This is a genomic window from Amycolatopsis sp. CFH S0740 (assembly GCF_004522315.1).
Lineage (GTDB): Bacteria > Actinomycetota > Actinomycetes > Mycobacteriales > Pseudonocardiaceae > Amycolatopsis > Amycolatopsis nivea.
This window is the reverse complement of the sequence record NZ_SDLS01000016.1, coordinates 1-23,265: the sequence shown is the minus strand read 5'-3', so window position 1 is coordinate 23,265 and position 23,265 is coordinate 1. Positions and strand designations below refer to the sequence as shown.

Here is a 23,265-nt window from a genome sequence, read left to right as displayed (position 1 = left end):
GGACTCACCACCCGACCTGCTAACGCTCCTCGCCGGGCGCGTCCTCGATCAGCCATTCCTCGCGATGCTCGCCGCCAGTGCACATCACCGACGCGAGTCCGACCGTCATCCGCGCGTTATGAATCCGCGCGGATGTCTTGACGAATTCGAAAAGCGCTTCGTACACCGCAGCCGGGACTGCGGCGCCGAAGAGACCCGTCGTCCGCTGGACCCGTACCAGGCCGGGGCTCTCCTTGCTAACGGAGATCTTCTCCCCTGTGAGTTCCCCGAGCCGGGCAAAGATCTTCGCGAAATCGGCCGCCTCTGCGCCGGTTACTCCGACGTGATCCCGAATTTCGCCGAAGTACTGGATCGCGAACAGCCGGCAGGTGTGCGCGAGCAGCGCGGCCGTGCGGTCGACGTTGTACATCTCGAGCGTGCACCGGATGACGTCCTCGAACATCTCGCGCGACCACTTGCGTTTGGCCTTGGCGATCCGCGGCAGCGGCCACCGGGACGGATCGAGGGCCGGTGCCTTGCCGGGATCGAATTCCGGCGAGGACAGCACCGGACGGAACTGGATGCGTTCCTCCGGAGCCAGATCGTGGTCGTACTCCTGGAAGTAGCCCTCGTCGCACGGGCCGCCCTCCTGATAAAGCTTCGTGACGACGAATCCGAGGCGCGGATTCCCGAGCGATTCCCCGTTGAACGGGTGCCAGGCTTTGAACATCGTCCGCTGCACCGAGGGCGGCACGGCGAACAAAGCGTTTCCCGGCCAGGTATAGGCGGGCGGCAGGTACCGGATCCACACCTTTCGCGGGCTCTCCTCGACGTACTCCATCGCCATCCCGCCCAGCATGTTGGACAGGTAGTGGTAGCGCGCCGCGACAACCGCGGCCGGCAGCGTCCGGTCGATGCCGAGCTTGTCCAGGCCGGGGAGGAAGTGGCTGCGCTGGTGCCGGCGGAGCCGCTGGAAGGTCGCTTCGACCAGATCTCCCTCGCCGCGCTCCCGCAGAATGGTGAGCTGCACTCCGATCCAGAGCCGCGACCAGAACGCGCTCGCGAAGTCGCTGTCCCGCATGAGCGCGCGTTCGGAGTCGTCTTTCGGCTGTGCCACGATCATGCGATTTTCCCTTCGGCATTCGCCCGGGGCGCCGACGCGGCGACCCGGCCGAGGATTTCTTCGTTGTGCTGCCCGAGGGCAGGAGGCGGCACCGCGACCGCGGCGGCCCGGCCGTCAAACACGACGGGGCTGCCCACCATCTCCAGATGCCCGGCGTGCGGCGAGTCCACGCCGGCGATCAGCCCCGGCGAAATGCTCCGGGCCAGCTCGACCGCCTCGGCGACGTCGAGCACTGGCCCGCACGGCACGTCGTGCGCTTCGAGCCGCCGGATGAGCGCGGCCCGGGTGTGGCGGGCCGCGACCTCGGCGACGGCCGCGTCGCATTCGGCGCGGTGGACCTGGCGATCGGAGTACCGCTTGAACCGGTCGTCGTCGGCTAGGCCGGGCAAGTCCAACGCCGTGCAGAGCTTGCGCCAGAACTTGTCGTTCCACGCGGCGATCGCCACATGTCCGTCCTCGACGGCGAAAACGCCGAATGGGGCCGCGTGGTGGCTGTTGCCGAGCCGCATCGGGACACGCCCGGTGCAGAGGTAGTTCGACGCGTGGTAGGTCGTCAGGGCCAGCAGGGAAGCGAAGAGGTTCACCTCGACGTGCGCGCCCTCGCCGGTGACGGACCGGCGAACCAGCGCGGCCAGGATCCCGCGGACAGCGTCCGAGCCGACGGCGAGGTCGCCGAGGGGAATCCCGAACTTCAGCGGCGGTCCGTCCGGCTCGCCGTTCAGGCTCATCGCCCCGCTCATGGCCTGCCCGACGACGTCGAAGGACGGCTTTCCGGCGAGTTCGCCGGTTTCCCCAAACCCGGAGATCGAGCAGTAGACCGCTCGCGGGTTGCGGCCGCGGACGTCCTCGTAGCCGATCCCCCACGCCGCGGCCTGCCCGTGCCGGAAATTCTGGACCACCACGTCGGCTTCCGCGCAGAGCGCGAAGAACAGCTCCCGGCCTTCCGCCGACGACAGGTCGAGTTCGACGCTGCGCTTGTTCCGGTTGAGGCTCGCGAAGTAGTGGCTCAGACCGTTCACCTTGGGGGTGATCTCGCGAGCGTCGTCGCCGCTGCCCGGTTTTTCCACCTTGACGACGTCCGCACCGAGGTCTCCCAGCGCCATCGTCGCGTACGGCCCGGACAGCACGCGGGTCAGGTCGAGCACCCGGATCCCGGCGAGCGGGCCTGCGTCCCGCGCCGGGCGGGCCGGCCTCACTCGGTCACCCGCGCGTAGCCCGGCGTCCGCCGTTCGGTGAACGCCCGGATCCCTTCCCGCTGCTCCGCGGTGCTGTCGAGGATGTCGTAGTGCAGCTGCAGGTATCGGAAATGGTCGTCCTGGGAAGAATCGAGGCCGCGCTGGACCATCTCTTTGGTCATCCGCACCGCGAGGTCCCCGTTCCGGCAGATCTCCGCCGCGACGGACCGTGCCGCGGCGAGCAGTTCCTCCCCGGGGACGACCCGGCTCACGAGACCCAGCCGCAGCGCCTCCCGCGCGTCGAAGAACCGGCCGGTCAGCAGAAGCTCCATGGCGTGCGACAAGCCGATGACCCGGGGCAGGCGGTACGCCTCGTAACCGGGGAGCAGATTCCACTTCACCTCGGGGAATCCGAACTCCGCGTGCTCCGCGGCGAGCCTGATGTCGCAGTGCAAGGCGATCTCGAGACCGCCCGCGAGGGCATAGCCGTTGATCGCGGCGATGACCGGCTTGGAGGTGCCGAGCCCGAGGTCGGAGGTGCCCATCCGGCCGAGCTGGGCTCGGTTGGGCACCCACGGCCGCCATTCGCCCTCCAGCGGAGCCGACCGCCGGTCCATTTCCTTCAGGTCCGCGCCCGCGCAGAACGCGCGGTCGCCCTCGCCGGTCAAGATGGCGACGCGGACCTCGCGGTCCTTCTCCATTTCGAGCAACGCGTCGTCGAGTTCCCGGTAGGTCTTCGAATCGATCGCGTTCAGCGATTCCGGCCGGTCGATGGTGATCTCGGCGACGGCGCCGTTCACTGCGTAGCGGACTGCCATGGTTCTCCCTTTTCCTTCGTGTTTCCGGCATCAGCCGGATCGAGTTCCGAGGCCCGGGACCCGGCCCGGGGAAGTTTCATGAAGATCATTGCCAGCAACCCGAGCAGCGGACCGAGCGCCAGCGTGAAAAGCGCGGCCTCGAACGAGCGCGTGCCGGCGAAGACCGCCCCGACCACGACCGGGACCAGCACCGCGCCGAGTTGCCAGACCGCGTTGGCCAGGCCGGACGCGAACCCGATCACCGCACGGGGAACGAGTCCCGGAAGCAGCGCGACGAGCAGCGGTGTCCAGCCGTAGGCGACCGCTCCGAGCACCGGAGCGAACCACAAGAACCCCGTCGCGCTGCCCAGGTTCGCGAACACCGTCAGCGCCGCCGCGAACGCGCCCAGCAAAACGATCACCGGAACCTTGCGCGCGCCGCGGAACACCTTGTCCGCGACGAACCCGATCACGGGTTTGACCACCACCGCCGTGATCGCGAAGATCGCGACGACCGCGCCCGCGAGCTCCGGGCTTACGTGGTAGCCCCGGATCATGAGGGCGTTCGCCCACGTGACGAACCCGTACAGGCCCCAGAGTCCGGCGAACCCGATCACGCAGACCAGCAGGAAGTTGCGGTTGCCGAACAGCCTCAGCGCGCTGCGCCCGACCCCCGGCCCCGTCCGGCCGGCGGCAGCGCGAGCTTCCTTTCCCTTGCGCAGCAGGAAGAACAGCACGACCGCGGTGACCATCGACACGGCCCCGAAGAAGTGATAGGAGGTCTGCCAGCCGTGCCAGGCGATCAACGCCGGCACGACTGTGTTGGCGACCGCCGTCCCGAGCGACGTTGCCGTCGTGTACACGCCCATCGGCAAGCCGAGGCGCTCGGGCGGGAACCAGCTCGTGATCAGCCTGATCCCGGCGGAGTACTCGGCGCCCGCGAACAACCCGATGACGGCCTGGACCGCTATGCCCACGCCGGCCGAGGCCGTGGAGCCGAACACGGTCATGAACGCACCGGCGCCCAGCAGCGCGATCGTCAGCATGACCCGGCCGCCGAAGCGGTCGGTGCCGATGCCGCCGAGCGCGTTGGAAACCACGTATCCGACGTAGTAGGCGGTCGCGAACACACCGAGCCCGGCAAGCGGAACCGCGAGGCTTTCGCCGACGAATACCGAGGCCGGCCCCCACGTCGAACGGTCGACGGAAGTCAGCGTGAAGGAAAACCAGCAGGCGAACAGAATAAACCAGCGATAGGGAGACGAGGAAATTCTTGCGGGGTTTGCGCTCATCGTTGAGCCTTCGCAATTGATGGCAGCTTATCGCCGCCGTGAGCAAGGGAAAGAGAAGTCGTCCAGGTCGCGTCTGATGCACTTTCTCGGCTGTCGCGCCGGGTCCCGGCGAACTGTGCCCTGCTTCGATGATGCGGCTCCGAGTGATGCAAGTCCAATACGCAAATCGGTGTTACTGTTGCCGGATCGGCATCAATGGGAGGCGCGATGGACCTGCAGCAGCTGCGGGCGTTCACGGCGGTCGCGGAGCACCTGCACTTCGGCCGCGCCGCGCAGAGCCTCCACCTCGCGCAGCCGCACCTGACCCGGATCGTCCGGGCGCTCGAGGCCGACCTCGGGGTCCGGCTGTTCGAACGATCCACTCGCCGCGTGGAGATCACCCCGGCCGGTGCCGCCCTGGTGGAGCGGGCACGCGCGATGCTGGAACTGGAGGCGGAGGCCCGCGCATCGGTCGTGGCCGCGGACCGGGGCCAGATCGGCCGCGTCCGGATGGTGTTCGCCGGTCCGTCCGCACAGCAGGCCGTCGGCGAACTCGCCCGCACCGTCCGGGAACAGCACCCGGGAATCGACCTTGAGCTCCAGCCGGGCCGCTACGGCGAAGTGGCCGTCTCCGACCTGCTGCACAACCAGACCGATCTCGCGCTGGCCCGATTCCCCCGCCCGCCCGCAGGCGTGTCGAGCCGCGCCGTTTCCCGCGACCGGTGCGTCGTCGCGATCCCGGCGGGCCACCCGCTCGCCGACGCGGAACGGATCCGCTTCGCCGACTTCCGGGGCGAACCCTTCATCGCCTTCCCCGAGTCGTTCGGCTCCGCGATCCGCGACATCCTCGTCGAACGCTGCCAGGCCGCCGGATTCGCCGTCCGGTTCGTGCAGACCTCCCCCGACACGTGGACGAGCATCACCCTCGTCTCCGCCGGCGTCGGCCTGCACTTCACCATGGCCGGCGCGCTCACCCACCTGCCCCTCGACGGAGTCCGCGTCCGCGAACTCGCCGAACCGGCTCCGCCGCTGATCGTCTACCTGATCTGGCGCAGCGACGACCGCTCGCCGGCATTGCGGACAGTCTTGCGCACAGCCGAAGACCTTCTGCCCACTGTGGACTGATTGTGCCCGGCATGGCGGGCCCGTCCGCCGCAACCGGACTCAGAACCCCAGTTCGCGCCCCACGAGTTCCTTCATGATTTCGTTGCTGCCCGCCCAGATCTTCGTGACCCGGGCGTCGCGCCAGGCGCGGGAAACCCGGTACTCGTCCATGTAGCCGTATCCGCCGTGCAGCTGCACGCAGTGGTCGAGAATGTCGTTCTGCACCTGAGAACTCCACCATTTCGCCTTGGCCGCTTCGGTCGGCGTGAGTTCACCGGCGCAGTGCGCGCGAACACATTCGTCCAGGTAGGCGCGGGTCACCTCCACCCGGGTCGCCAAGTCCGCGAGCAGGAATTTGTTGTGCTGGAACGAGCCGATCGCCCGACCGAACGCCATGCGCTCCCGGCAGTACGGAATCGTCTCCTCCTCCAGCACCGCCGCAGCGTGCGCGAGGTTCGTGACCGCGCAGCCGAGCCGCTCCTGCGGCAGGAAGTCCATGAGGTGGAAGAACCCTTGGCCGACCGTGCCAAGCACGTTCGCGCCCGGAACCCGCACCTCGTCGAAGGCCAGTTCCGCGGTGTCGGCTTCCGGCTGCCCTGCCTTGTCCAGTTTCCGTCCGCGCGAGAAGCCCGCCATGCCTGCCTCCACGACGAACAGCGTGATGCCTTTGGCCCGCCGTTCCGGGTCCGTGCTCGCCGCGACGACCACCAGATCGGCCGAGTATCCGTTGGTGATGAAGGTTTTCGCGCCGCTCAGCACCCAGTCGTCGCCGTCGGGGACCGCTCGGGTCCGGATCGCGGCGAGGTCGGAACCGGTCGAGGGCTCGGTCATGGCGATGGCCGCGAGCAGGTCGCCGCTCGCGACGCCGGGCAGCCAGCGCCGTCGCTGCTCCTCGGTGGTCAAGCGCACCAGGTAGGGCGTCACGACGTCGGCGTGGATGCCGACCATCGACCCGAGGGCCATGCTGATCCGGGCGAGTTCTTCGAACAGCACCGCGTTGAACCGGTAGTCCCCCGCCGCCATCCCGCCGTGCGCCTCGGGGATCTCCAGGCCGAGCAGGCCTTGTTCTCCGCAGGCCCGCCAGAAGCCGCGCGGCACCGCCCGCTCGGCGATCCACGCGTCGAGGTGCGGTGCGGCGTGCTTGGCGAGGAACCCCCGGATCGACTCGCGGAAGGCCTCGTGGTCCTCGTTGTAGAGACTGCGTTTCATCGGAACCTTTCGAGATATCAGCGCGGTGCAGCGATCTGCCGCTCGCGCATGCCCGCCTTGTCGAGTTTCCCGACCGAGGTCTTCGGGATCGCCTCGACGCGCACAAATGCGTCCGGTGCCCAGTACCGAGGGAATTTCGCCGTCACGTACTCGCGCAGGACGTCGTCGGCGACTTCTGCGGAGGCCACGATCCACGCGACCGGCCGCTCCTGCCATTTCTCGTGCGGGATTCCGATCACTGCAGCCTCGCGGACAGCCGGATGCAGCATGAGGTGGTTCTCGAGTTCGACAGAGGAGATCCACTCGCCGCCGCTCTTGATCAGGTCCTTGAACCGGTCCTTGATCCGCAACGCGCCGTCCGGCGCGATGACCGCGGCGTCGCCGGTGCGCAGCCAGCCGTCGCGGAAAGATTCCGACGGACCGGTGGCTCCGAGATAGCTGCCGGTCACCCACGGTGCACGGGCTTCGAGTTCGCCGGCGGACCGGCCGTCCCACGGCAGTTCCCGCCCCTGGTCGTCGACCACCCGGATCTCGAACAGCGGCAACGGCGGGCCTTGATGCCCGGGACCGGCGCAGTAGGTGCCCATCGGCGAGGTTTCGGTCATCCCCCACCCGTTTCCGGTCGCGACGCCGTGTTCCGCCCACCAGGCAGCCAGGGCTGCGGGCGGGGTCTGCCCGCCCATCCACAACGTCTTCAGCGACGACAGGTCGTAGGCCTGCGGCCGCGCGCGGTACTCGTCCCGGATCAGCGCCGCGACCGCGGGCGCGCCCACGAGAACATCCGGTGCCTGGCTGGAGATGAGCCGGAGGAATTCGGCCGGGGTCGGATGCGGACCGGGAAGGACGAGGCGCGCGCCCTGCAACGGGCCGGCGTGGGGCACGCCCCAGCTGTTCACATGCGACATCTGGCACGCGAGCAGATACGCCCGGTCCCCGGAGACCTCGACGCCGCCGACAGTCGAGATCGCGAGCGCGTGCAGGACGGTGCTGCGGTGGGTGTAGACGACGCCCTTCGGCTTGCCGGTGGTGCCCGAGGTGAAGCAGATCGACGCCGCGGTGCGTTCGTCGAACTCCGGGAACTCGTTCAGCTCAGCGGCTTCCGCGACCAGCGTGTCGAAGGACCAGGTCCGCACCCCGGGGAGGTCGGCGTCGGCCTCCCCGAGCACGACGACGTGCCGCACGGTCGGCATCGCGGGCAGGATGTCCCGCGCGAGCGGCAGCAGGTCCGCCTCGACAAGCAGGGCTTCGTCTTCGGCGGTGTTGACCGAGTAGACGATGTGCTCGGCCGGCATCCGCTGGTTGATCGTGTGCAACGCGGCGCCGATGCCCGGCACCGCGAAATACGCGGCCAAATGCCGGTCGCTGTTCCAGGCGAGGGAACCGACCCGGCTCCCCTCCCGCACGCCGAGGCTCCGCAGCGCGGCCGCGAGCCGGCGGGCCGACGACCCGAGGTCGCGGTAGGTGAACTCGCGGCGGACCGCCCCGCTTTCACAGCTGACGTTCACGCGATCCCCGAAGACCCGTTCCGCCCGGTGCAGCAGCGAGCTGACGAGCAAAGGGCGGTCCATCATCGTTCCGAACACCCGCGCTCCTTCCGTTGTCGGGCCATCAGAATCGTCGCTCGCGGCGGCGGGAACTGTCCCATTTCGCGACGGTGCAACCGATTCCCGCGGATGTAGCGAAACAGGACAGTTCCCGGCCCCGATCGCAGCCGACAGTGTCGGCAGTCACTTCCGGACCGCACCGAAGGAGCGATCGCCGATGGCACAACGGGATACGACGGTGATAGCCAAGGGCTTCACCTACACCGAGGGGCCGCGCTGGCACGAAGGCAGGCTCTATTTCGTCGACTTTTACACGTACACGGTCAACGCCGTGAACCCCGACGGCAGCATCGACCAGGTCGCGGTCGTGGACCAGCAGCCCTCAGGGCTGGGCTGGCTGCCCGACGGCCGGATGCTGGTCGTGTCCATGAAGGACCGCAAAGTCCTGCGACAGGAGCCCGACGGCACATTGGTCGAGCACGCCGACATCTCGGCGCACTGCACCGGCCACGCGAACGACATGGTGGTCGCGAAGAACGGACAAGCCTACGTCGGGCATTTCGGCTTCGACCTGATGGGCGGAGCCGACCACGAATTCGCCTCCGTGATCCTCGTCGACACCGACGGCACCTCGCGGACGGTCGCCGAAGGACTGTCCTTTCCGAACGGCATGGTCATTTCGCCGGACGGCACAACGCTGATCGTGAACGAACTCTTCGGCAACCGGGTGTCCGCGTTCGACATCCGCGCCGACGGCACCCTCGGCCCGCGCCGCGACTTCGCCGCCTACGGCGACCCGGGCGAAGAGCCCAAGTGGGAAAAGCGGATCGAGGGAGCCACGATCGTTCCCGACGGACTGACCATGGACGCCGAGGGAGCGATCTGGGTCGCCGACTGCGCGCACCAGCGGGCCGTGCGCATCGCCGAAGGCGGCGAGATCCTCGACGAGGTCAGCACCGCGCCCAACGGCGTGTTCGCGGTCGGGCTCGGCGGCGACGACGGAAAGACGCTGTTCCTCTGCGTCGCACCCGACTTCGACGAAGCGGCCCGGTCCGCCGCACGCGAAGGACAAGTCCACGCGGTCCGGGTGGACGTTCCGCACGCCGGGATGCCGTGAATGATCACGACGCGATTCACCGAGACCTTCGGCATCGAGCACCCGATCGTGTGCGGCGGAATGACGGCGGTCGGCACCGCGGACTTGATTTCCGCGGTGGCGAACGCCGGAGCGCTCGGCTTCCTGACCGCGCTGACGCAACCCACGCCGGAAGCGCTCGTCAAGGAAATCCAGCGTTGCCGGGACCTGACCGACCGGCCGTTCGGCGTCAACCTCACCATCCTGCCCACCCTGACGCCGATCGCCTACGACGAGTACCGCGACGCGATCATCGACAGCGGCATCGGGATCGTCGAGACAGCCGGAAGCAACCCCGTCGAACACCTCGCGGCGTTCAAGGCGGCCGGGGTCAAGGTCATCCACAAGGCGGTGACCGTGCGCCACGCGCTCAAGGCGGAGACACTCGGCGTGGACGCCGTCAGCATCGACGGATTCGAATGCGCGGGACACCCTGGCAACGACGACGTCCCCGGGCTGGTGCTCATCCCCGCAGCGGCACGCAAAATCGGCGTCCCGTTGATCGCCAGCGGCGGCTTCGCCGACGGCGCGGGCCTCGTCGCCGCCCTGGCACTGGGCGCCAGCGCCGTCAACATGGGCACCCGGTTCGTCGCCAGCGCCGAAGCACCGGTGCACGACAACGTGAAACGGCAGATCGTCGCCAACGACGAACGCTCGACCCAGCTGGTGTTCCGCGAGTTCAACAACACCGCACGGGTCGCGCGCAACGCGATCTCCGAAGAAATCGCCACCCGGTCGCGCCGGCCCGGAGCGACCTTCGACGACGTCGCCGAGCTCGCTTCCGGAGCCCGAGGGCGCAGCCGCGTGCTGCGAGACGGCCGGATGGACGACGGCATGTGGTGGGCAGGCCAGTCCCAGGGACTGATCGACTCCGTCGCGAGCTGCTCCGACATCGTCGCCGGCATCGTCGCCCGCGCCGAGGAAATCATGCGCGACCGGTTGCCCTCGACCCTCACCTGACCCAAGGAGAACCAGTGCAACCGCACACTGTGCGACACGACGTCGACGACGGCATCCTCACCGTCACCCTGGACCGGCCCGATCAGCTCAACGCCTTCACCGTGGAGATGGCCGACGAACTCGAAGCCACCTTCACCGAAATCAACGACCGCGACGACGTGCGGGCGGTCATCGTCACCGGGGCCGGACGCGCGTTCTGCGCCGGGATGGACCTCACCAGCCCGGGCAATGTCTTCGGCCTCGACGAAACCCGGAGCCCGACGATCTCCGACCTCGCCGACCTGTCCGATCCCGCGCTGCGCCGGGTCCGCGACACCGGCGGCCGGGTCACGCTCGCCGTGCACGCGTGCCGCAAACCGGTCATCGCCGCGATCAACGGTGCGGCGGTGGGGATCGGAGCGACGATGACGCTCGCGATGGATGCCCGGCTGGTGTCCGCCGACGCCCGTTTCGGCCTGGTGTTCGGCCGGCTGGGCATCACGCCTGAAGCGGCCTCGACGTGGTTCCTCCCGCGGATCGTCGGCATGCCCGCCGCGCTGGATCTCGTCTACTCGGCGGAAATCCTGACCGCGGACCAGACCGTCGGGCACGGGCTCGCCCGCTCCGTGCACGAACCCGGCGACCTGATCCCCGCGGCGCGCGCACTCGCCGACCGCTGGACCCGCGACCGCTCAGCCGTCGGCACTGCCCTGACGCGCCAGATGATGTACCGCAACTCGGCCATGCCCAACCCAGCGGACGCCCACCGGATCGACTCGCTGGCGATGTTCTACACGAGCATCGCCGACGGAGCCGAAGGCGTCGCCGCGTTCCGCGAGAAACGCCCGCCGGCCTTCACAACCCGCGCCTCGACAGATCTTCCGCCGTTCTACGACGAGTGGACCCAACCGCACTGAACAGTCTCGATCCACAAAGGAGAGTGCAATGACGACAGCGAAGTCGCCCGCCCGGACCGATCTACTCGACGTATTGGTCGTGGGAGGCGGATTCTCCGGCCTCTACCAGCTCGACCGGCTGCGAGACCTCGGTTTCACCGTCAAGGTCTGGGACGCCGCCGGCGGCCTCGGCGGCATCTGGTGGTGGAACTGCTACCCCGGCGCCCGCACCGACACCGTCGGCCACATCTACCAGTTCTCCCACAAGGGACTCTGGAAGGACTACGACTTCACCGAACGGTACCCGGACTACGCCGGCGTCCGCGACTACTTCGACCACATCAACCGCAAGCTCAACCTCACCCGCGACATCGAATTCAACACCTTCGCCGACCGCGCCGAATGGGACGAGGACCGTCGCGAATGGACGGTGCACTCCTCCGACGGCAAGCAGCAGAAGGCACGCAACGTCATCATCGCCACCGGCTTCGGCGCGAAACCCCTCTACCCGAACATCCCCGGCCTGGACACCTTCGCCGGTGAATGCCACCACACTGCGCGCTGGCCGCAGGAGGGTCTCGACATGACAGGCAAACGGGTCGTGGTCATCGGCACCGGAGCCAGCGGCGTCCAGGTCGTCCAGGAAGCCGCCCGCGACGCCGCGGAGGTCACGGTCTTCCAGCGCACCCCGAACCTCGCGCTGCCCATGCGGCAACGCCAGCTCGACCGCACCGACAACGACGAGATCCGCACTGATCTCCCGGAACGATTCACGACCCGGTACGAGGCCTTCGCCGGATTCGACTTCGACTTCATGCCCGCGAACGCCTCCGAGGTCTCCCCCGGCGAACGCCGCGCCACCTACGAGAAGTTCTGGGCCGACGGCGGCTTCCCGCTGTGGCTGGGCATGTACCAGGACCTGCTCGCCGACGAAGAGGCGAATCGGACCTTCTACGACTTCTGGCGGGAAAAGGTCCACGGCCGCGTGCACGACCCGGCCACCGCCGAACTCCTCGCCCCGGCCGAGCCGCCGCACCCGTTCGGCGTCAAACGCCCCGCCCTGGAACAGAACTACTTCGACGTGTTCAACCAGGACAACGTCCGGCTGGTCGACCAGAACGCCGAACCCGTCCTCGAAGTCACTCCGACGGGCGTGGTGACGAAGAACGGGCTGATCGAGTGCGACGTCATCGCACTGGCCACCGGCTTCGACAACAACCGCGGCGGCATCCTCGCGATCGACATCCGCGGGGCGAACGGCGAGCGGCTGCAGGAGAAGTGGGCGAACCGGGTCGACACCTTCATGGGCCTGTCCACCGCCGGGTTCCCGAACCTGCTGTTCCTCTACGGACCGCAGAGCCCGTCCGGCTTCTGCAACGGCCCCACCTCCGCCGAATACCAGGGCGACGTCGTGGTCGAGTTCCTCGAACACGTCCGGGAAAACGGGCACACCCGCTTCGAATCGGCCTACGACGCCGAAAAGGACTGGGGCGCGCACGTGGACGAACTGTTCGAAGGATCGCTGTTCCCCAAGGCCCGGTCGTGGTACTGGGGCGCCAACGTCCCCGGCAAGCCCGCGCAGATGCTGAACTACTCCGGCGGCGTTCCCGCCTACTTCGGCAAGTGGACCGAGGTGAAGGACGCCGGATACCGCGAATACGACTTCAGCTGATCCGCTACGAGAACGGCCCGGACATTCCGTCCGGGCCGTTCTGGTCGTCAGCGCGGCCGCGCCGCGCCCGGCAGGTGCTTCTCGTCGATCCCCAGCGTGCGCATCTTCCGGTACAGCGTCGACCGGGCGATCCCGAGCCGCTCGGCCGCGGCGAGTTTGTTCCCGCGGGTCTCGACCAGCGCCTCCAGCACCACGGCCCGTTCGGCGCGCTCCAAAGACGCGGCGCCAGCCCGGGTGCCGGAGCGATATTCCGGAGGCAGATGCTCCTGGCTGATGTCCGACCCCAGGCAGCGGCGCACCGCCGTCGCCAGCACCGCCTCCAGTTCGCGGACGTTGCCAGGCCAATCCAGCGCCTCGAGCGCACGGACCGTGCCCGGCAGCAGCCGCGGAACCGGCCGTTGGCCCGTATGCGCGGCCAGCAGCACCGGCGCGAGATCCGCGATGTCCTCCGACCGGTACCGCAGCGGCGGGACCGTGAGCGAGAAGGGAAAGTGGTCCAGCAGGCGTCCGGAAGGATCCGAACCGCCCCGGCAGCGGGCCGTGGCGATCACCCTGCCCGGCGGAGCGTCGTCGACGACCGCCGCCATCCGATCGACCAGCCCCGGCTCGAGCCGATCGAGGTGCCGGAGCACCAGCGTGCCGCCGTCGGCGAGCACCTGGCGCACCCGGGCGAGCCAGCCGCCCGGATCGTCCGGCGCGACCACCGCGTCGAGAACGGTGAGCTGGTCGCGATCCGCGCGACGTTGATGCAGATGCTGAGCGACATGCAGCTTTCCCGAGCCGGGCTCGCCGCACACCAGCAGCGGTCGTTCTTCGCCCATTGCCGCCGCAAGGTCGTCGCGCAGCCGCCGCATCGCGACGCTGCGGCCCGGCAACTGGCCATCCACCGGAGCCCGCTTCCGGCCCGGCGACCGCCGGGCGGTCGTCGCCCGGCCGTCCGCCACCGACTGAGGACGGATCTCCACCAGCACTCCCGCCGGCGCGCCCTTCTCCCCGACCCGAGTGGCCCGCGCAAGCGCGACCACGTCACCGGCCAACTGGACCTCGCCCGTGTACTCGTCGCGCGCTCCGAGAACCCGGCACGCCCACTCCCACAGCACAGCCTGATCCGACAAATCCACCAAAGCCGACGCGGCCGTGTTCGCGACCACCACGTCCTCGTTGAGCGACAGCACTGCCGAGGTCGCCCGGCGATTGGCCCGCAGGAAGTGTTCGAGCAGCAGCTGCTCACGGCGCGAAGCGTCCGCGTACATCCTCGACTCGATCTCCCGCACCGCGGCGAGCACCAGCGGCTTCATCACCCCGTGCGTGTCCCCTACCCGGCAGGTGACGTCCAGAACGCCCTCGACCTTCCCGGTGATGGGATGCTTCAGCGGCGATCCGACGCAGGTGAACTCCTGCAGATTCTCCCGGAAATGCTCGGCCCCCGAGACCATGAACGGCGTCGCCGCCTCGAGCGCGGTGCCGATCCCGTTCGTGCCCGTGAACTCCTCAGCGTAGAGAAAACCCGGAGAGACCAGCGCCTTGTCGAGCGCGTCCGCAAGCTCCCGCCTCCCGGCGCGGCGCTCGACGATCTGCGCTTCCGAGTCCGCCAGCAGAATCGACACCGGCCCGTCCTCCAGCTGCTCGGCAAGCCGGTCGATCACCGGCCCCGCCGCGCGCAGCAACCGGTTCGGCCGCTCGAACTCGGCCTGATAGGGCACCTCCTCGCTGGTCGGACGCACCCCGACCAGCTTGCACCGCTGCCAGGAAGACATGATCTCCTGACGGAACGACGAGTCAGCATGGTCGTCCAGCGCCCCGTCGAGCAGCCGCTCCCGCTCGCCGCGCAGCCCGGCTGCCTGCCCATTCCGGTGCATCGGCGCCCCCTTCACCATTGACGAAGGCCTGGTCAAGCTTAACCCGGACAGCCAACCAGAACACGGTGTCAAGGAACTGTCCGAAATCGAGACACACTTCGCCGCCTCGGCATCTCGAGCGCCGACGCGCGACACCTTGCGATCAATGCAGCGTATCTCCGCGGGCCTGAAAGCTACTCAGAGAGATCAAGCGATTACGAAAAGCAGTTGGGTTCGTCGATTGTGGGATAACGGAGGTATGGACCCGTGCCGCCATCCGCAGCGCAAGCGACATGCTCAGCTCCGGCACCAGCCACGATCGTCGCCTCTATGGGTCGGCGACCCGGAGGACTGGGCCGTCGTCCGGCAGTCCCCGCGTCCGCCGTTGGCATGTCTCGAACCTGGTTGCGAGGTCGAACTTCTCTCGTGCGAGAACCTGCACAACAGACGCAACCCGCGCTTCTTCCGGTTCAAGTCCGTAGACCGCTCCTGCGGCCACTGGCCAGACCACGATCGCGGAGGCGGCCCGGTTTCTCCGCAACACGAGTGGACGCAGACGCGGCTGACACGGATCGCCCGGCAACTCGGCTACACCGCCACGCCCGAACACCCGTCCACCCACGCCGACGTCTACGTCCACGAACCCGGCTACTGCCTTGAAGTCCAGCTTCGCTCCACCGACTTCGAGCGCCGAACGCGATCGCGCCAAGCCGCCGGCAAGACCGTCTGCTGGTGGATCCCCGAGAACTCCGACGCCAAGAACCTCACCAAAGCACTGTTCTCGCTGCCCGCCGCCCAGCTCCCACACCGCCCGCGAAACCTGGGGCGACTTACCGCTCCGGCGGATCGGACCAAACTGCTGCAATGCCTTCAGACGTGTCATCGTTCTATGTCCTCGTAGGTCATGATCGCCGAGGAGGGGAACGTACGCTGCACCGTCGGAAGCGCCGTGAGAGCCAGGTTGTCCAGGTCGTTGCCCTGTCCCGGAGGGGTGACCAACATGACGACCTTTACCGGGACGCACAGCGGCACAAGCACCAATCGTCGAACCTCGGCGGCGAACTCCTTTCCGTGGCTGCCGACGCCGGACAAGTCGGGCAGTGGCAACGTGATCCGGCTGCCTCATTCGCGGCCGAGGGGTTGCGGAAACCGCTCACGGAACGAGAAGGCCCCGTTTCGCGCTCTACCGGAGGACCGAACCTACCGGAAGCGACGTGGGAAGCAGTGGGCGAAGTGGCCGGATTTCTGGTCGCCCAGCGATCGGGGAAAGTTTCCGCGCCTAACCTGCTGCTGAAGCCCGGCGAATTCCTATTCAGGCACAGATGAAGCACGGATGCCGAACTGATGGTTGAGGTCGTCTGTGAGTTGGCGAGCCGCGTTCCGCAATCCCGGCACATCGTCTGCCGCCATGTACCCGGTTTCGACATCCCATGCGCGCTGCAGCGCCCGCGAACCGGGGACCGGTCCGAAGAGGGCGGAGACATAACCGCCGCCCACCATATTGTCCACGGCCACCATGGGCTTCGGCGCGTCGCGACTCAGATCGACTCGGATCAACGTGGCACCAACACCACCCAGGCTCCGGACATGCAACGCCGACAACGCGACGGCTTCGACTACCAGTTGGTCGAGGAGCTTGATCGGCACCCAACTGACCTCGACCTCGGATGCAGGCGGTTCCCCGCTCACCGCTGCCGGCACGAGCCGGTCCACTCGTACCCCGAGCGCCACGGACCCATCGTGATGCAACTCCACCACAGCCCAGTCGACTGTTGCGTGCGGATCTGTCGAGTAATAGTCCGACCGGAAAACCCAACGCCGCAACCCGATACGAGGGTTGCCTATCGCGCTGTCCAGCAAGTGATTGAGCAACGGGCCGTCGCGGTACGAGCTTCCAGCGACCTCGGCAGCCAGCGCCGGCAACGCTCGCATCGTCGAGATCACCCCGCCGGGATCGGGTCGGCCAAACTGCGGTGGAGCCGGCGCGGTCGGAGAGGCAGACACGAACGCCCAGACACCGTTCCCGGTATCCGGCAACTCCGCAACCAGCGTGCGCAACGCCGCACGATCGTCTCCTCGGCGATTGAAGCGATCACGGTAAGCACGAGCCAGCAAGTGCTCGGTCATCCACCGGGTATCGGTTCCGTCGCGGTACGGAATGCCCATCTCGTTCTTATCACCAACCACATGCGGTGCATCCGAACTGGGCGGCACGAACACCACGATCAGTCCTCGCTCGCCGCTCTCGTCGTCCAGCGCCTCGATCAACAACCCGTCGACCATCGGCCGCACTCGACCATGCGCCAGCGCCCGCAGTCGCTGGCGATGACGCTCTCCGGTGGGCACGCCAACCAACTCCTGGGCGCGCTCGTCCTCTTCGCGCACGCCGAAGACGATCAGTCCGCCTCGGGTGTTCGCCAGCATCGCCACATCCTTGGCGAACTCCCAGCGCTTCTTCTCCACGTCGGCCGGCAACGCCTGTTTCCAGTCCAGATCGACGTTCTCGGCGACCTGCTCATCGACAGCGCGTGTCATCATCGAGTACGTCAGCGGGCACGGATTCAGCCCCAGTTCCGCGTGTATGCGGGACCACATGATCGTCATAGCCGCGTTCAACTCCAGCGTGCAGCCCTGACCAGCCGGATCGTAGTCGCGGCGGCAGCGAAAATACCGAACATCGTCGCGACGGCAGCGACAGCGAACTCGATCCCGCCGAGGACCCGATCCGCCGACTCGAGCAGCGCAGGGAACCGCGCCCACCAATAGAAAGCAAGCGCCAGCACGATCACCACTACACGGCTGACGAGAGCCGCTGCCGATGACCTGCTCGCGTCAGCCGACGCAATATCAGTCCGAGCCGATGCCTGGAACTTCCTCGCGCTCGCTTCGAATATCTCGCTGGTGCCGCCGCCGATCTTCCACGTCTCATAGCCTTCGACAAGCGCGCTGTAATGGTCGCTGGTCGCCTTAGTGCCGACGATATCGATATGAGCAAGAGCTTCCAGCATCTTGTCCCGGAGCCGCGCATGCTCGGCCGATGTATCGCACCGGGGAATCCTCGCCAGGCAGGCGAAGCCACGAGCGTAGGCCTCGCGCATCAGATCTTCACGCTTGGCCCGCTTCGCTTGATACGCCGTGACGACCGGTGCAACGAGCGCGCCAGCCAGGCCGATACTGGCACCCAGGAGCGCCGCGGTCGCCGCATCCACCGTTTCTCCCCTCTGCAGCCGAAGTTGACAGAGGTATGTCGCCGCATGCGCCGAATATGTTTCACCCGGGACACTCATGATCTGCAAGTGATCTAACGGTGACGGCGTTAGCCTGCAATTCAATGGCGCTGGCGGCGAGCACCGCATCTATCTGACGACGGACGGCGCGGAGACTCGCCCTGGTTCTCCGTGCGCGAGCGGGGATGGTCCTCCGTGCGCGCCGACGCGTTCGCGACCGAGGAGTTTTCCTGCGTGAGCGGAACTGGTCCGGCGACTGGACACGACGCCTCGTCCACGCTCGTGGCTTCCCCGCAGGCCCAACGTTACGGACTTCAAGCCCCTCAGCACACCCAGCGCCGGACACTATGTCCGGTCACAGGTGTGCGTCCAAGGTTTGGAGCCGCACCCACCGTAGTACAGGGGCTCAGCGGCGGGGCTATCCTTCGTCTGTGCAACGCTCAGTCACAACGAATACGGTGTTGCGCAAAGCTTCACCGACCGGGGTTTGCGCCCATGCCGCCAATTTCTCCTGGCTCGTGGTGAGGTCCAGCAGCGCGAGCACGTCAGCCATCGCCGGTCGCGTGGCAAGCACACAGCGAATGACCGGCTCGCTGTGCGACTCGACAGGGTAGCCGTCCTCATCCAGTTCGTCCGCCTCCCAACGGTCGATCGCCACGCCCCACTGTGCTCGGTCGCCATCGGCACCGGGCAAAGGAGCCTCCACGCTCAGGAAAAACCCGTCCGGGTCCTCTGGTTCCGCAGCGATCGACAGGTCCTCCAGCCGCAGACGAGCCTCCACGTTGCCGGTCTGCGCGGCAACGTCGAGCAGCAACCGCTCATCGATGATGGCCTCATGAACTTCCCGGTCGTCAGCTCCCGCCTCGACGTGGTCCAGCATGATGCGGTCACGGCGGCCGAGACCGGTCCGCTCGTCGAACACCACGATCGGATTCTCGAAATCCCAGACGCGCTGGGCTTCGTCCTCGGGAATCTCGACCCCCTCCGAGTACTCGGCGAGCGCCGCGGCCAGCCAGCGCACCTCCGTTTCCAGCTCCGCCTCGACCGCCGTACGGACCGGGGCCGGCACTGCCGCGGTCGCCGCGTCCAAATCGGTCAGCGCTTCGTGGAGCTGTCACATTACCTGCTCGTACCACAGACTGTGCGTGCCTTCGAGCAGGCTGACACGCGCCGCGGGATCGGTCAGCGCAGCGAGGTGGCTACTCGGATAGTGGTTGACCTGTCGATCGCGTTCGTCGTGCACGCTCACCGGCACAGTCGCACACGCCGAGACCCGGTTGAAGGCATCGACAATCAGCCTCGCCGCCGTGCTGGATTCGACGCTCGTCACCGTCGAGGCCACCATCCCGCCCCACCCGCGATAGGTGGCCAGGATCTGTACCTTTCCGCGCTGCGGATGCTGAGAGTAGACGGTCATCGCAAAGAAACCCTTCCGGTCTGCGCGCCCACTGGGCACACAGACCTGGGACAACGTGAGTTACAGGATCCGGTGGTGGCGCGGGCACGATCCCGCGCTCCATACCCGGCTGGTAGAAGTCGGCGGTGGTCCAGGTCCGATCCCGGACTCCTTACCTGGTCGACACACTACCCGAACTGCGACGACCCAGCTACCACGAGGCCTCAAGTCTCCGGCCCCGCGCTCGTGGCCCCTGACTCCAACTATCGAAACTGCACGTGTTCACTCGGAACACGGCGGATGCGTGGAACGATGCCGCCCGGCTAACCACTCACCCGGTAGCCGAGAACTCTCAAATCGACGTTTCGCTCGTCATACCCACTCTGTCGCGCCACTCCGCACGCACCATCCGCGCCAATGCGCGGGACCGTTGCGCTCCGATCCCCAGCGCCTTCCTCAGCCTTTCGGCTGAGTTGGCCCCCCTGGCGGGCTGACCTCGGCGTGAAACGTTTTGTTCTCCCCTGCGATAGCAAGTAGCACTGAGATTGTTGAAGCCGGAGGAACATCGATGAGTCGTCGCCGGGGGTTCTTCGCCGAGTTGCAGTATCAGGCGGCCAAGGCGCAGAAGGAGCAGGCACGACAAGCGGCGGCCGCCGAACGGGAACGGATGCGTCTTCACCGGGAAATGCTTCGCACCCAGGCCGCCGCGGCAGCGGCGCGCGAGCGCTTGGCGCGTACGAAGGCCCAGGCGGCGACACAAGCCGTGCGTGAGGCGAAGCGGCTTCACGTCGAGGCGCAGCAGTCAAAGGCCGAGTCACTGAACGCGGACCTGCGGGAAGAGCTCGCGGCCATCGACAGCGTGCTGGAATCGACACTTGCTGTCGACGATTTCGTTGACTTGGAAAAGCTTCGCCGTGTCGCGGAGCATCCTCAGTTCGAATCAGCGCATCTGGCGGCGCTGCCCGCACCCACGCCGATCCCGGCTCCCCCCGAGCCTCGCTTCTGGCCCCCGGCGCCTACCACCGGGATCTCGGCAGTCTTCGCCAGGAAGAAACACGCCGCGGCGGTCGCCGTCGCGCAGGCGGAGTTCGAGCAAGCGCACACGGAGTGGCGAGCAGTGGTCGCCCAGATCCCGGGCCGGCAGCTGGCCGCAGTGCAGGCCCACCAGGCCGCCGAGAACGCACGGTTGCGCCAGCTTGCCAGTGATCGGCAGCGCTACGACGCAGAATGCGAGGAGCGCCAACGGATCGTCGACGCGGAGAATGCACGACTCGACGATCTGATCAAGCGGCTCGCAGCAGGCGAATCCGACGCAGTCGAAGAGTACATCGGCATCGTGTTCGGCAACTCGATCTATCCGGACGTGATCGCCGCCAGCAGCGATGTCGACTTCTCGTACAGCTCGGACCTGCGGGAACTGTCCATCACGCTCGTGTTCCCGCCGCCGGAGGCGATTCCGTCGACCAAATCGTTCCGGTACGTCCGCAGTTCCGACGAGATCACAGAAACCAAGCTGACGCAAAGGGACATCGCGACGAGATATGCCGACCTGATCAACAACATGACGCTCCGGACCGTGCATGAGGTGTGGGAGTCAGACCGCGCGGGGACGATCGACAGCATCTCGCTGGCCGGCGGAGTCAACCACGTCGATCCCGCCGTGGGCAAAGACGTATTCGTCCAGCTCGTCGCGCTGGCCGTGGATCGCGCCGGCTTCGTGGACATCGATCTGTCCCGGATCACCCCGTCCGAAACGTTGAAACACCTTCGAGCCATCGTGTCGAAGACACCGCATCGCCTTACCCCGATCGATGACAAGAACGGTGTTCGCGGATGACTTCCTGCCCCAACGGAGCAACTCGGTGAGCAAGTTTCGATTCGTCGCGCCTCCGGGATGGCCGCCCCCGGATCCCGGATGGGTGCCTCCGGAGGGCTGGCAGCCGCACCCTTCATGGCCTCCGGCGCCCCCGGACTGGCAGTTCTGGGTCTCCGACGAATCCGACGGGCGGAAGCTGCCCGACGCTGCGGACCCGCCGGCCGAGAGTGATTCGCCTGCGACGGTACCCGCATCAGGCGATGACACCGCACGAGATGCCGACAGGCAGGCGGAGCCCAGCGCCGCGGCCCGGCGGGAGCTGCAGGCGATCCGCAAGCAGATCGACCAGGCGAAACGTGAACTGGTAGAACTCGACGACGCGATTTTGCTCCAACAAGTCGGGATCTACGAGTACCACCATCCGCTGGAGACCGCCGAGCAGTACAAGGAAGCATTGGCCGAGATCCGCCTGGCGGCGAAGGCGTTCGTCAAGAACGGCACCGCGATCCTCGCGAGCGATCGGTTTGCCTACAACAACTCGCTTGCGCAGGGCAGGAAGATGACTGCCGACTTCTCGAAGCTGATGCTGCGGGCTTACAACTCGGAGGCAGACAACTGCGTCCGATCTGTACGCGCGGGCACGGTGGCGTCGGCGAAGCAGCGCCTCGACAGATCAGTCGAGTCGATCGCGAAACTCGGCAAGATGATGGAAATGCGCGTCTCTCCCGAATACCACCTGCTCCGCCTCCGTGAGATCGAGATGACCGGTGACTATCAGATCAAGGTCCAAGAGGAACGCGAAGCAGCCAGGGCGGAACGCGAACGGCTTCGTGAAGAGAAACGTGCCGAGGCGGAGTTGCAGGCCGAGCGCGAACAGCTGGAGAAGGAGCTGGGCCATTACACCAACGCACTGGCGAAACTAGCGGCGGAGGGCCAGCAGGAACAAGCTGACGAGGTGCGCGAACGCCTGTCCGCCATCCAGGACGCGATAGAGCAGAACGACTACCGAATCGCCAACATCCGAGCGGGCTATGTCTATGTCATCAGCAACATCGGAGCCTTCGGCGAAAACGTCGTGAAGATCGGGATGACCCGCCGCCTCGAACCCCGCGACCGGATTCTGGAACTCGGCGACGCTTCGGTGCCGTTCCCCTTCGATACTCACCTATTGCATTTTTCGAAGGATGCGGTCGCGCTCGAAAGTGAACTGCACAAGATGTTCGCCGACCGCAGGCTGAACCGGGTCAATCTACGCCGCGAGTTCTTCTTCGTCACACCGCAGGAGATCCGCGTCGCGCTAGCGGCGAAACTCGGCAACATCCTGGAATTCAACGAGACCCCGGAGGCGTCGCAGTACTACCAGAGCCGCCCGACATGGCCGGAACCGAAACGCGTTGAGACGTCAAGCAGTGTGCCCCATCGATGATGGTGTGGGCAGTCTGCCGATGGGTTCGCGGTGTTCGATGTGCCCAGCGATGCCGCCCCGAGGCACATCGTCACCGTAGGTGTTCCTGGCAGCCGAAGCAAACCGTCGAACATGAAGTAGGGCTGGTTCGCTCCCAGCCGGTGAAGCTGTCGCGGCGGGGTCGGCCGCCGGCAGCGATGCACGGTTGCAGCCCACGTCACGCGGCCAAGGTTGCATCAGCGTTCTGGAACTCGCGCGTGCGCTGCCGGTTTTCTCTGCCGGGAGTACCGTTCGCTTCGAACTCTGTACGAACGATCTTGACGAGTCGTCGAGCTGAGGTGGCACCAATCCTCAGCCGAACACGCGGTGCGTCAGCTTCGACGCTTATTGCCTCTGAGACGGTGACGCTGTCGCCATCGGCTGTAGTCTCGGGCGGATCGGTAGAGCCAATCGCCTGCAAGAAGCCTGGTCCAACTTCCGCGGCCGCCGATTTCGCCCCGACCGGTCGTGCGCATCCGGCTCGCCCTGCCCCTCGAGCTAGACGACGAAACGCCACCGCCGGCACCGCCCCGGACGCAGCGGTGAAGGACCCGTGCCGCCTTCTCACGAATTGACCTGGAGCAAACGGGTACGCCCAACGCCGGCGAACCACGTCGAACGGCACGGCAACACCCTTGCCGTCGACGATGACCCTGGCGAGCCTGTCCTGGTCGAAAACGCTGCCACCGGCTGTGACCTG

20 protein-coding genes are annotated in these 23,265 nt (G+C 67.1%); 7 read left to right on the top strand and 13 right to left on the bottom strand.

All coding sequences use genetic code 11. The features are described 5' to 3' along the window. Positions 1-19: 19 nt before the first annotated feature. Genes EIZ45_RS25470 through EIZ45_RS25455 form a run of 4 tightly spaced genes read right to left on the bottom strand, consistent with a single transcriptional unit; the run spans position 20 to position 4,366 of the window. A complete protein-coding gene (locus EIZ45_RS25470) occupies positions 20-1,102 on the bottom strand; it encodes a hypothetical protein (RefSeq protein ID WP_134662670.1) in 1,083 nt (360 codons plus the stop codon). Continuing rightward, entirely contained in the window at positions 1,099-2,298 is a 1,200-nt protein-coding gene (locus tag EIZ45_RS25465) for a CaiB/BaiF CoA-transferase family protein (protein ID WP_167756557.1), read from the bottom strand. The genes EIZ45_RS25470 and EIZ45_RS25465 overlap by 4 nt, the downstream gene beginning before the upstream one ends. Continuing rightward, positions 2,295-3,095: an enoyl-CoA hydratase/isomerase family protein gene (locus EIZ45_RS25460; RefSeq protein WP_134662672.1), complete on the bottom strand. Its 801-nt coding sequence runs from the start codon at positions 3,093-3,095 to the stop codon at positions 2,295-2,297. The genes EIZ45_RS25465 and EIZ45_RS25460 overlap by 4 nt, the downstream gene beginning before the upstream one ends. Further along, positions 3,074-4,366 (bottom strand): nitrate/nitrite transporter, encoded by a 1,293-nt coding sequence (locus EIZ45_RS25455; protein WP_134662673.1) that lies wholly within the window; start codon positions 4,364-4,366, stop codon positions 3,074-3,076. The genes EIZ45_RS25460 and EIZ45_RS25455 overlap by 22 nt, the downstream gene beginning before the upstream one ends. 207 nt (positions 4,367-4,573) lie before the next feature. On the opposite strand from EIZ45_RS25455, the gene EIZ45_RS25450 reads away from it, so the two are divergent. Then, positions 4,574-5,470 (top strand): LysR family transcriptional regulator, encoded by an 897-nt coding sequence (locus EIZ45_RS25450; protein ID WP_167756556.1) that lies wholly within the window; start codon positions 4,574-4,576, stop codon positions 5,468-5,470. Positions 5,471-5,509: 39 nt separating this feature from the next. Here the strand turns inward: EIZ45_RS25450 and EIZ45_RS25445 are convergent, their stop codons facing one another. Together EIZ45_RS25445 and EIZ45_RS25440 are read right to left on the bottom strand one after the other, a co-directional pair. Continuing rightward, on the bottom strand, positions 5,510-6,658 hold the full coding sequence (locus tag EIZ45_RS25445) for an acyl-CoA dehydrogenase family protein (RefSeq protein WP_134662675.1): 1,149 nt from the start codon (positions 6,656-6,658) through the stop codon (positions 5,510-5,512). Between the two features lie 17 nt (positions 6,659-6,675). Further along, positions 6,676-8,241, bottom strand: coding sequence for a long-chain-fatty-acid--CoA ligase (locus EIZ45_RS25440; protein WP_240690603.1), 1,566 nt, complete (start codon positions 8,239-8,241; stop codon positions 6,676-6,678). Positions 8,242-8,419: 178 nt separating this feature from the next. Between EIZ45_RS25440 and EIZ45_RS25435 the strand changes: the two genes are divergently transcribed. The 4 genes from EIZ45_RS25435 to EIZ45_RS25420 are packed head-to-tail and all read left to right on the top strand — an operon-like array spanning position 8,420 to position 12,844. Beyond that, entirely contained in the window at positions 8,420-9,319 is a 900-nt protein-coding gene (locus EIZ45_RS25435; protein ID WP_134662676.1) for an SMP-30/gluconolactonase/LRE family protein, read from the top strand. After that, entirely contained in the window at positions 9,320-10,297 is a 978-nt protein-coding gene (locus tag EIZ45_RS25430; RefSeq protein ID WP_134662677.1) for a nitronate monooxygenase family protein, read from the top strand. Between the two features lie 14 nt (positions 10,298-10,311). Next, positions 10,312-11,193, top strand: coding sequence for a crotonase/enoyl-CoA hydratase family protein (locus EIZ45_RS25425; protein ID WP_134662678.1), 882 nt, complete (start codon positions 10,312-10,314; stop codon positions 11,191-11,193). A 28-nt stretch (positions 11,194-11,221) separates the two neighbouring features. Beyond that, positions 11,222-12,844 (top strand): NAD(P)/FAD-dependent oxidoreductase, encoded by a 1,623-nt coding sequence (locus EIZ45_RS25420; protein ID WP_134662679.1) that lies wholly within the window; start codon positions 11,222-11,224, stop codon positions 12,842-12,844. Between the two features lie 47 nt (positions 12,845-12,891). Here EIZ45_RS25420 and EIZ45_RS25415 read toward each other — a convergent pair whose 3' ends face one another. The 6 genes from EIZ45_RS25415 to EIZ45_RS46910 form a co-directional block, all read right to left on the bottom strand. Next, on the bottom strand, positions 12,892-14,838 hold the full coding sequence (locus EIZ45_RS25415) for a sigma-54-dependent Fis family transcriptional regulator (protein ID WP_205669876.1): 1,947 nt from the start codon (positions 14,836-14,838) through the stop codon (positions 12,892-12,894). A 723-nt stretch (positions 14,839-15,561) separates the two neighbouring features. After that, positions 15,562-15,684, bottom strand: coding sequence for a hypothetical protein (locus tag EIZ45_RS47395; protein WP_255443396.1), 123 nt, complete (start codon positions 15,682-15,684; stop codon positions 15,562-15,564). A gap of 306 nt (positions 15,685-15,990) precedes the next feature. Next, a complete protein-coding gene (locus EIZ45_RS25410) occupies positions 15,991-17,286 on the bottom strand; it encodes a helix-turn-helix domain-containing protein (RefSeq protein ID WP_134662680.1) in 1,296 nt (431 codons plus the stop codon). Between the two features lie 8 nt (positions 17,287-17,294). After that, the gene (locus EIZ45_RS25405; RefSeq protein ID WP_134662681.1) at positions 17,295-17,891 is read right to left on the bottom strand and encodes a hypothetical protein; all 597 of its coding nucleotides are present in this window, start codon (positions 17,889-17,891) and stop codon (positions 17,295-17,297) included. A 436-nt stretch (positions 17,892-18,327) separates the two neighbouring features. Next, complete coding sequence (locus EIZ45_RS25400; RefSeq protein ID WP_240690604.1) at positions 18,328-18,999, bottom strand: hypothetical protein; 672 nt, start codon at positions 18,997-18,999, stop codon at positions 18,328-18,330. A 24-nt stretch (positions 19,000-19,023) separates the two neighbouring features. Continuing rightward, the gene (locus tag EIZ45_RS46910; protein WP_240690605.1) at positions 19,024-19,326 is read right to left on the bottom strand and encodes a hypothetical protein; all 303 of its coding nucleotides are present in this window, start codon (positions 19,324-19,326) and stop codon (positions 19,024-19,026) included. Positions 19,327-19,873: 547 nt separating this feature from the next. Between EIZ45_RS46910 and EIZ45_RS25395 the strand changes: the two genes are divergently transcribed. Both EIZ45_RS25395 and EIZ45_RS25390 read left to right on the top strand, forming a co-directional pair. Next, a complete protein-coding gene (locus EIZ45_RS25395; protein ID WP_134662682.1) occupies positions 19,874-21,142 on the top strand; it encodes a hypothetical protein in 1,269 nt (422 codons plus the stop codon). Between the two features lie 25 nt (positions 21,143-21,167). Next, positions 21,168-22,547: a DUF4041 domain-containing protein gene (locus tag EIZ45_RS25390; RefSeq protein ID WP_205669878.1), complete on the top strand. Its 1,380-nt coding sequence runs from the start codon at positions 21,168-21,170 to the stop codon at positions 22,545-22,547. Positions 22,548-22,743: 196 nt separating this feature from the next. Here the strand turns inward: EIZ45_RS25390 and EIZ45_RS46500 are convergent. Then, positions 22,744-23,265: hypothetical protein (locus EIZ45_RS46500; protein WP_370318179.1), on the bottom strand; the 522-nt coding region annotated here is incomplete at its 5' end.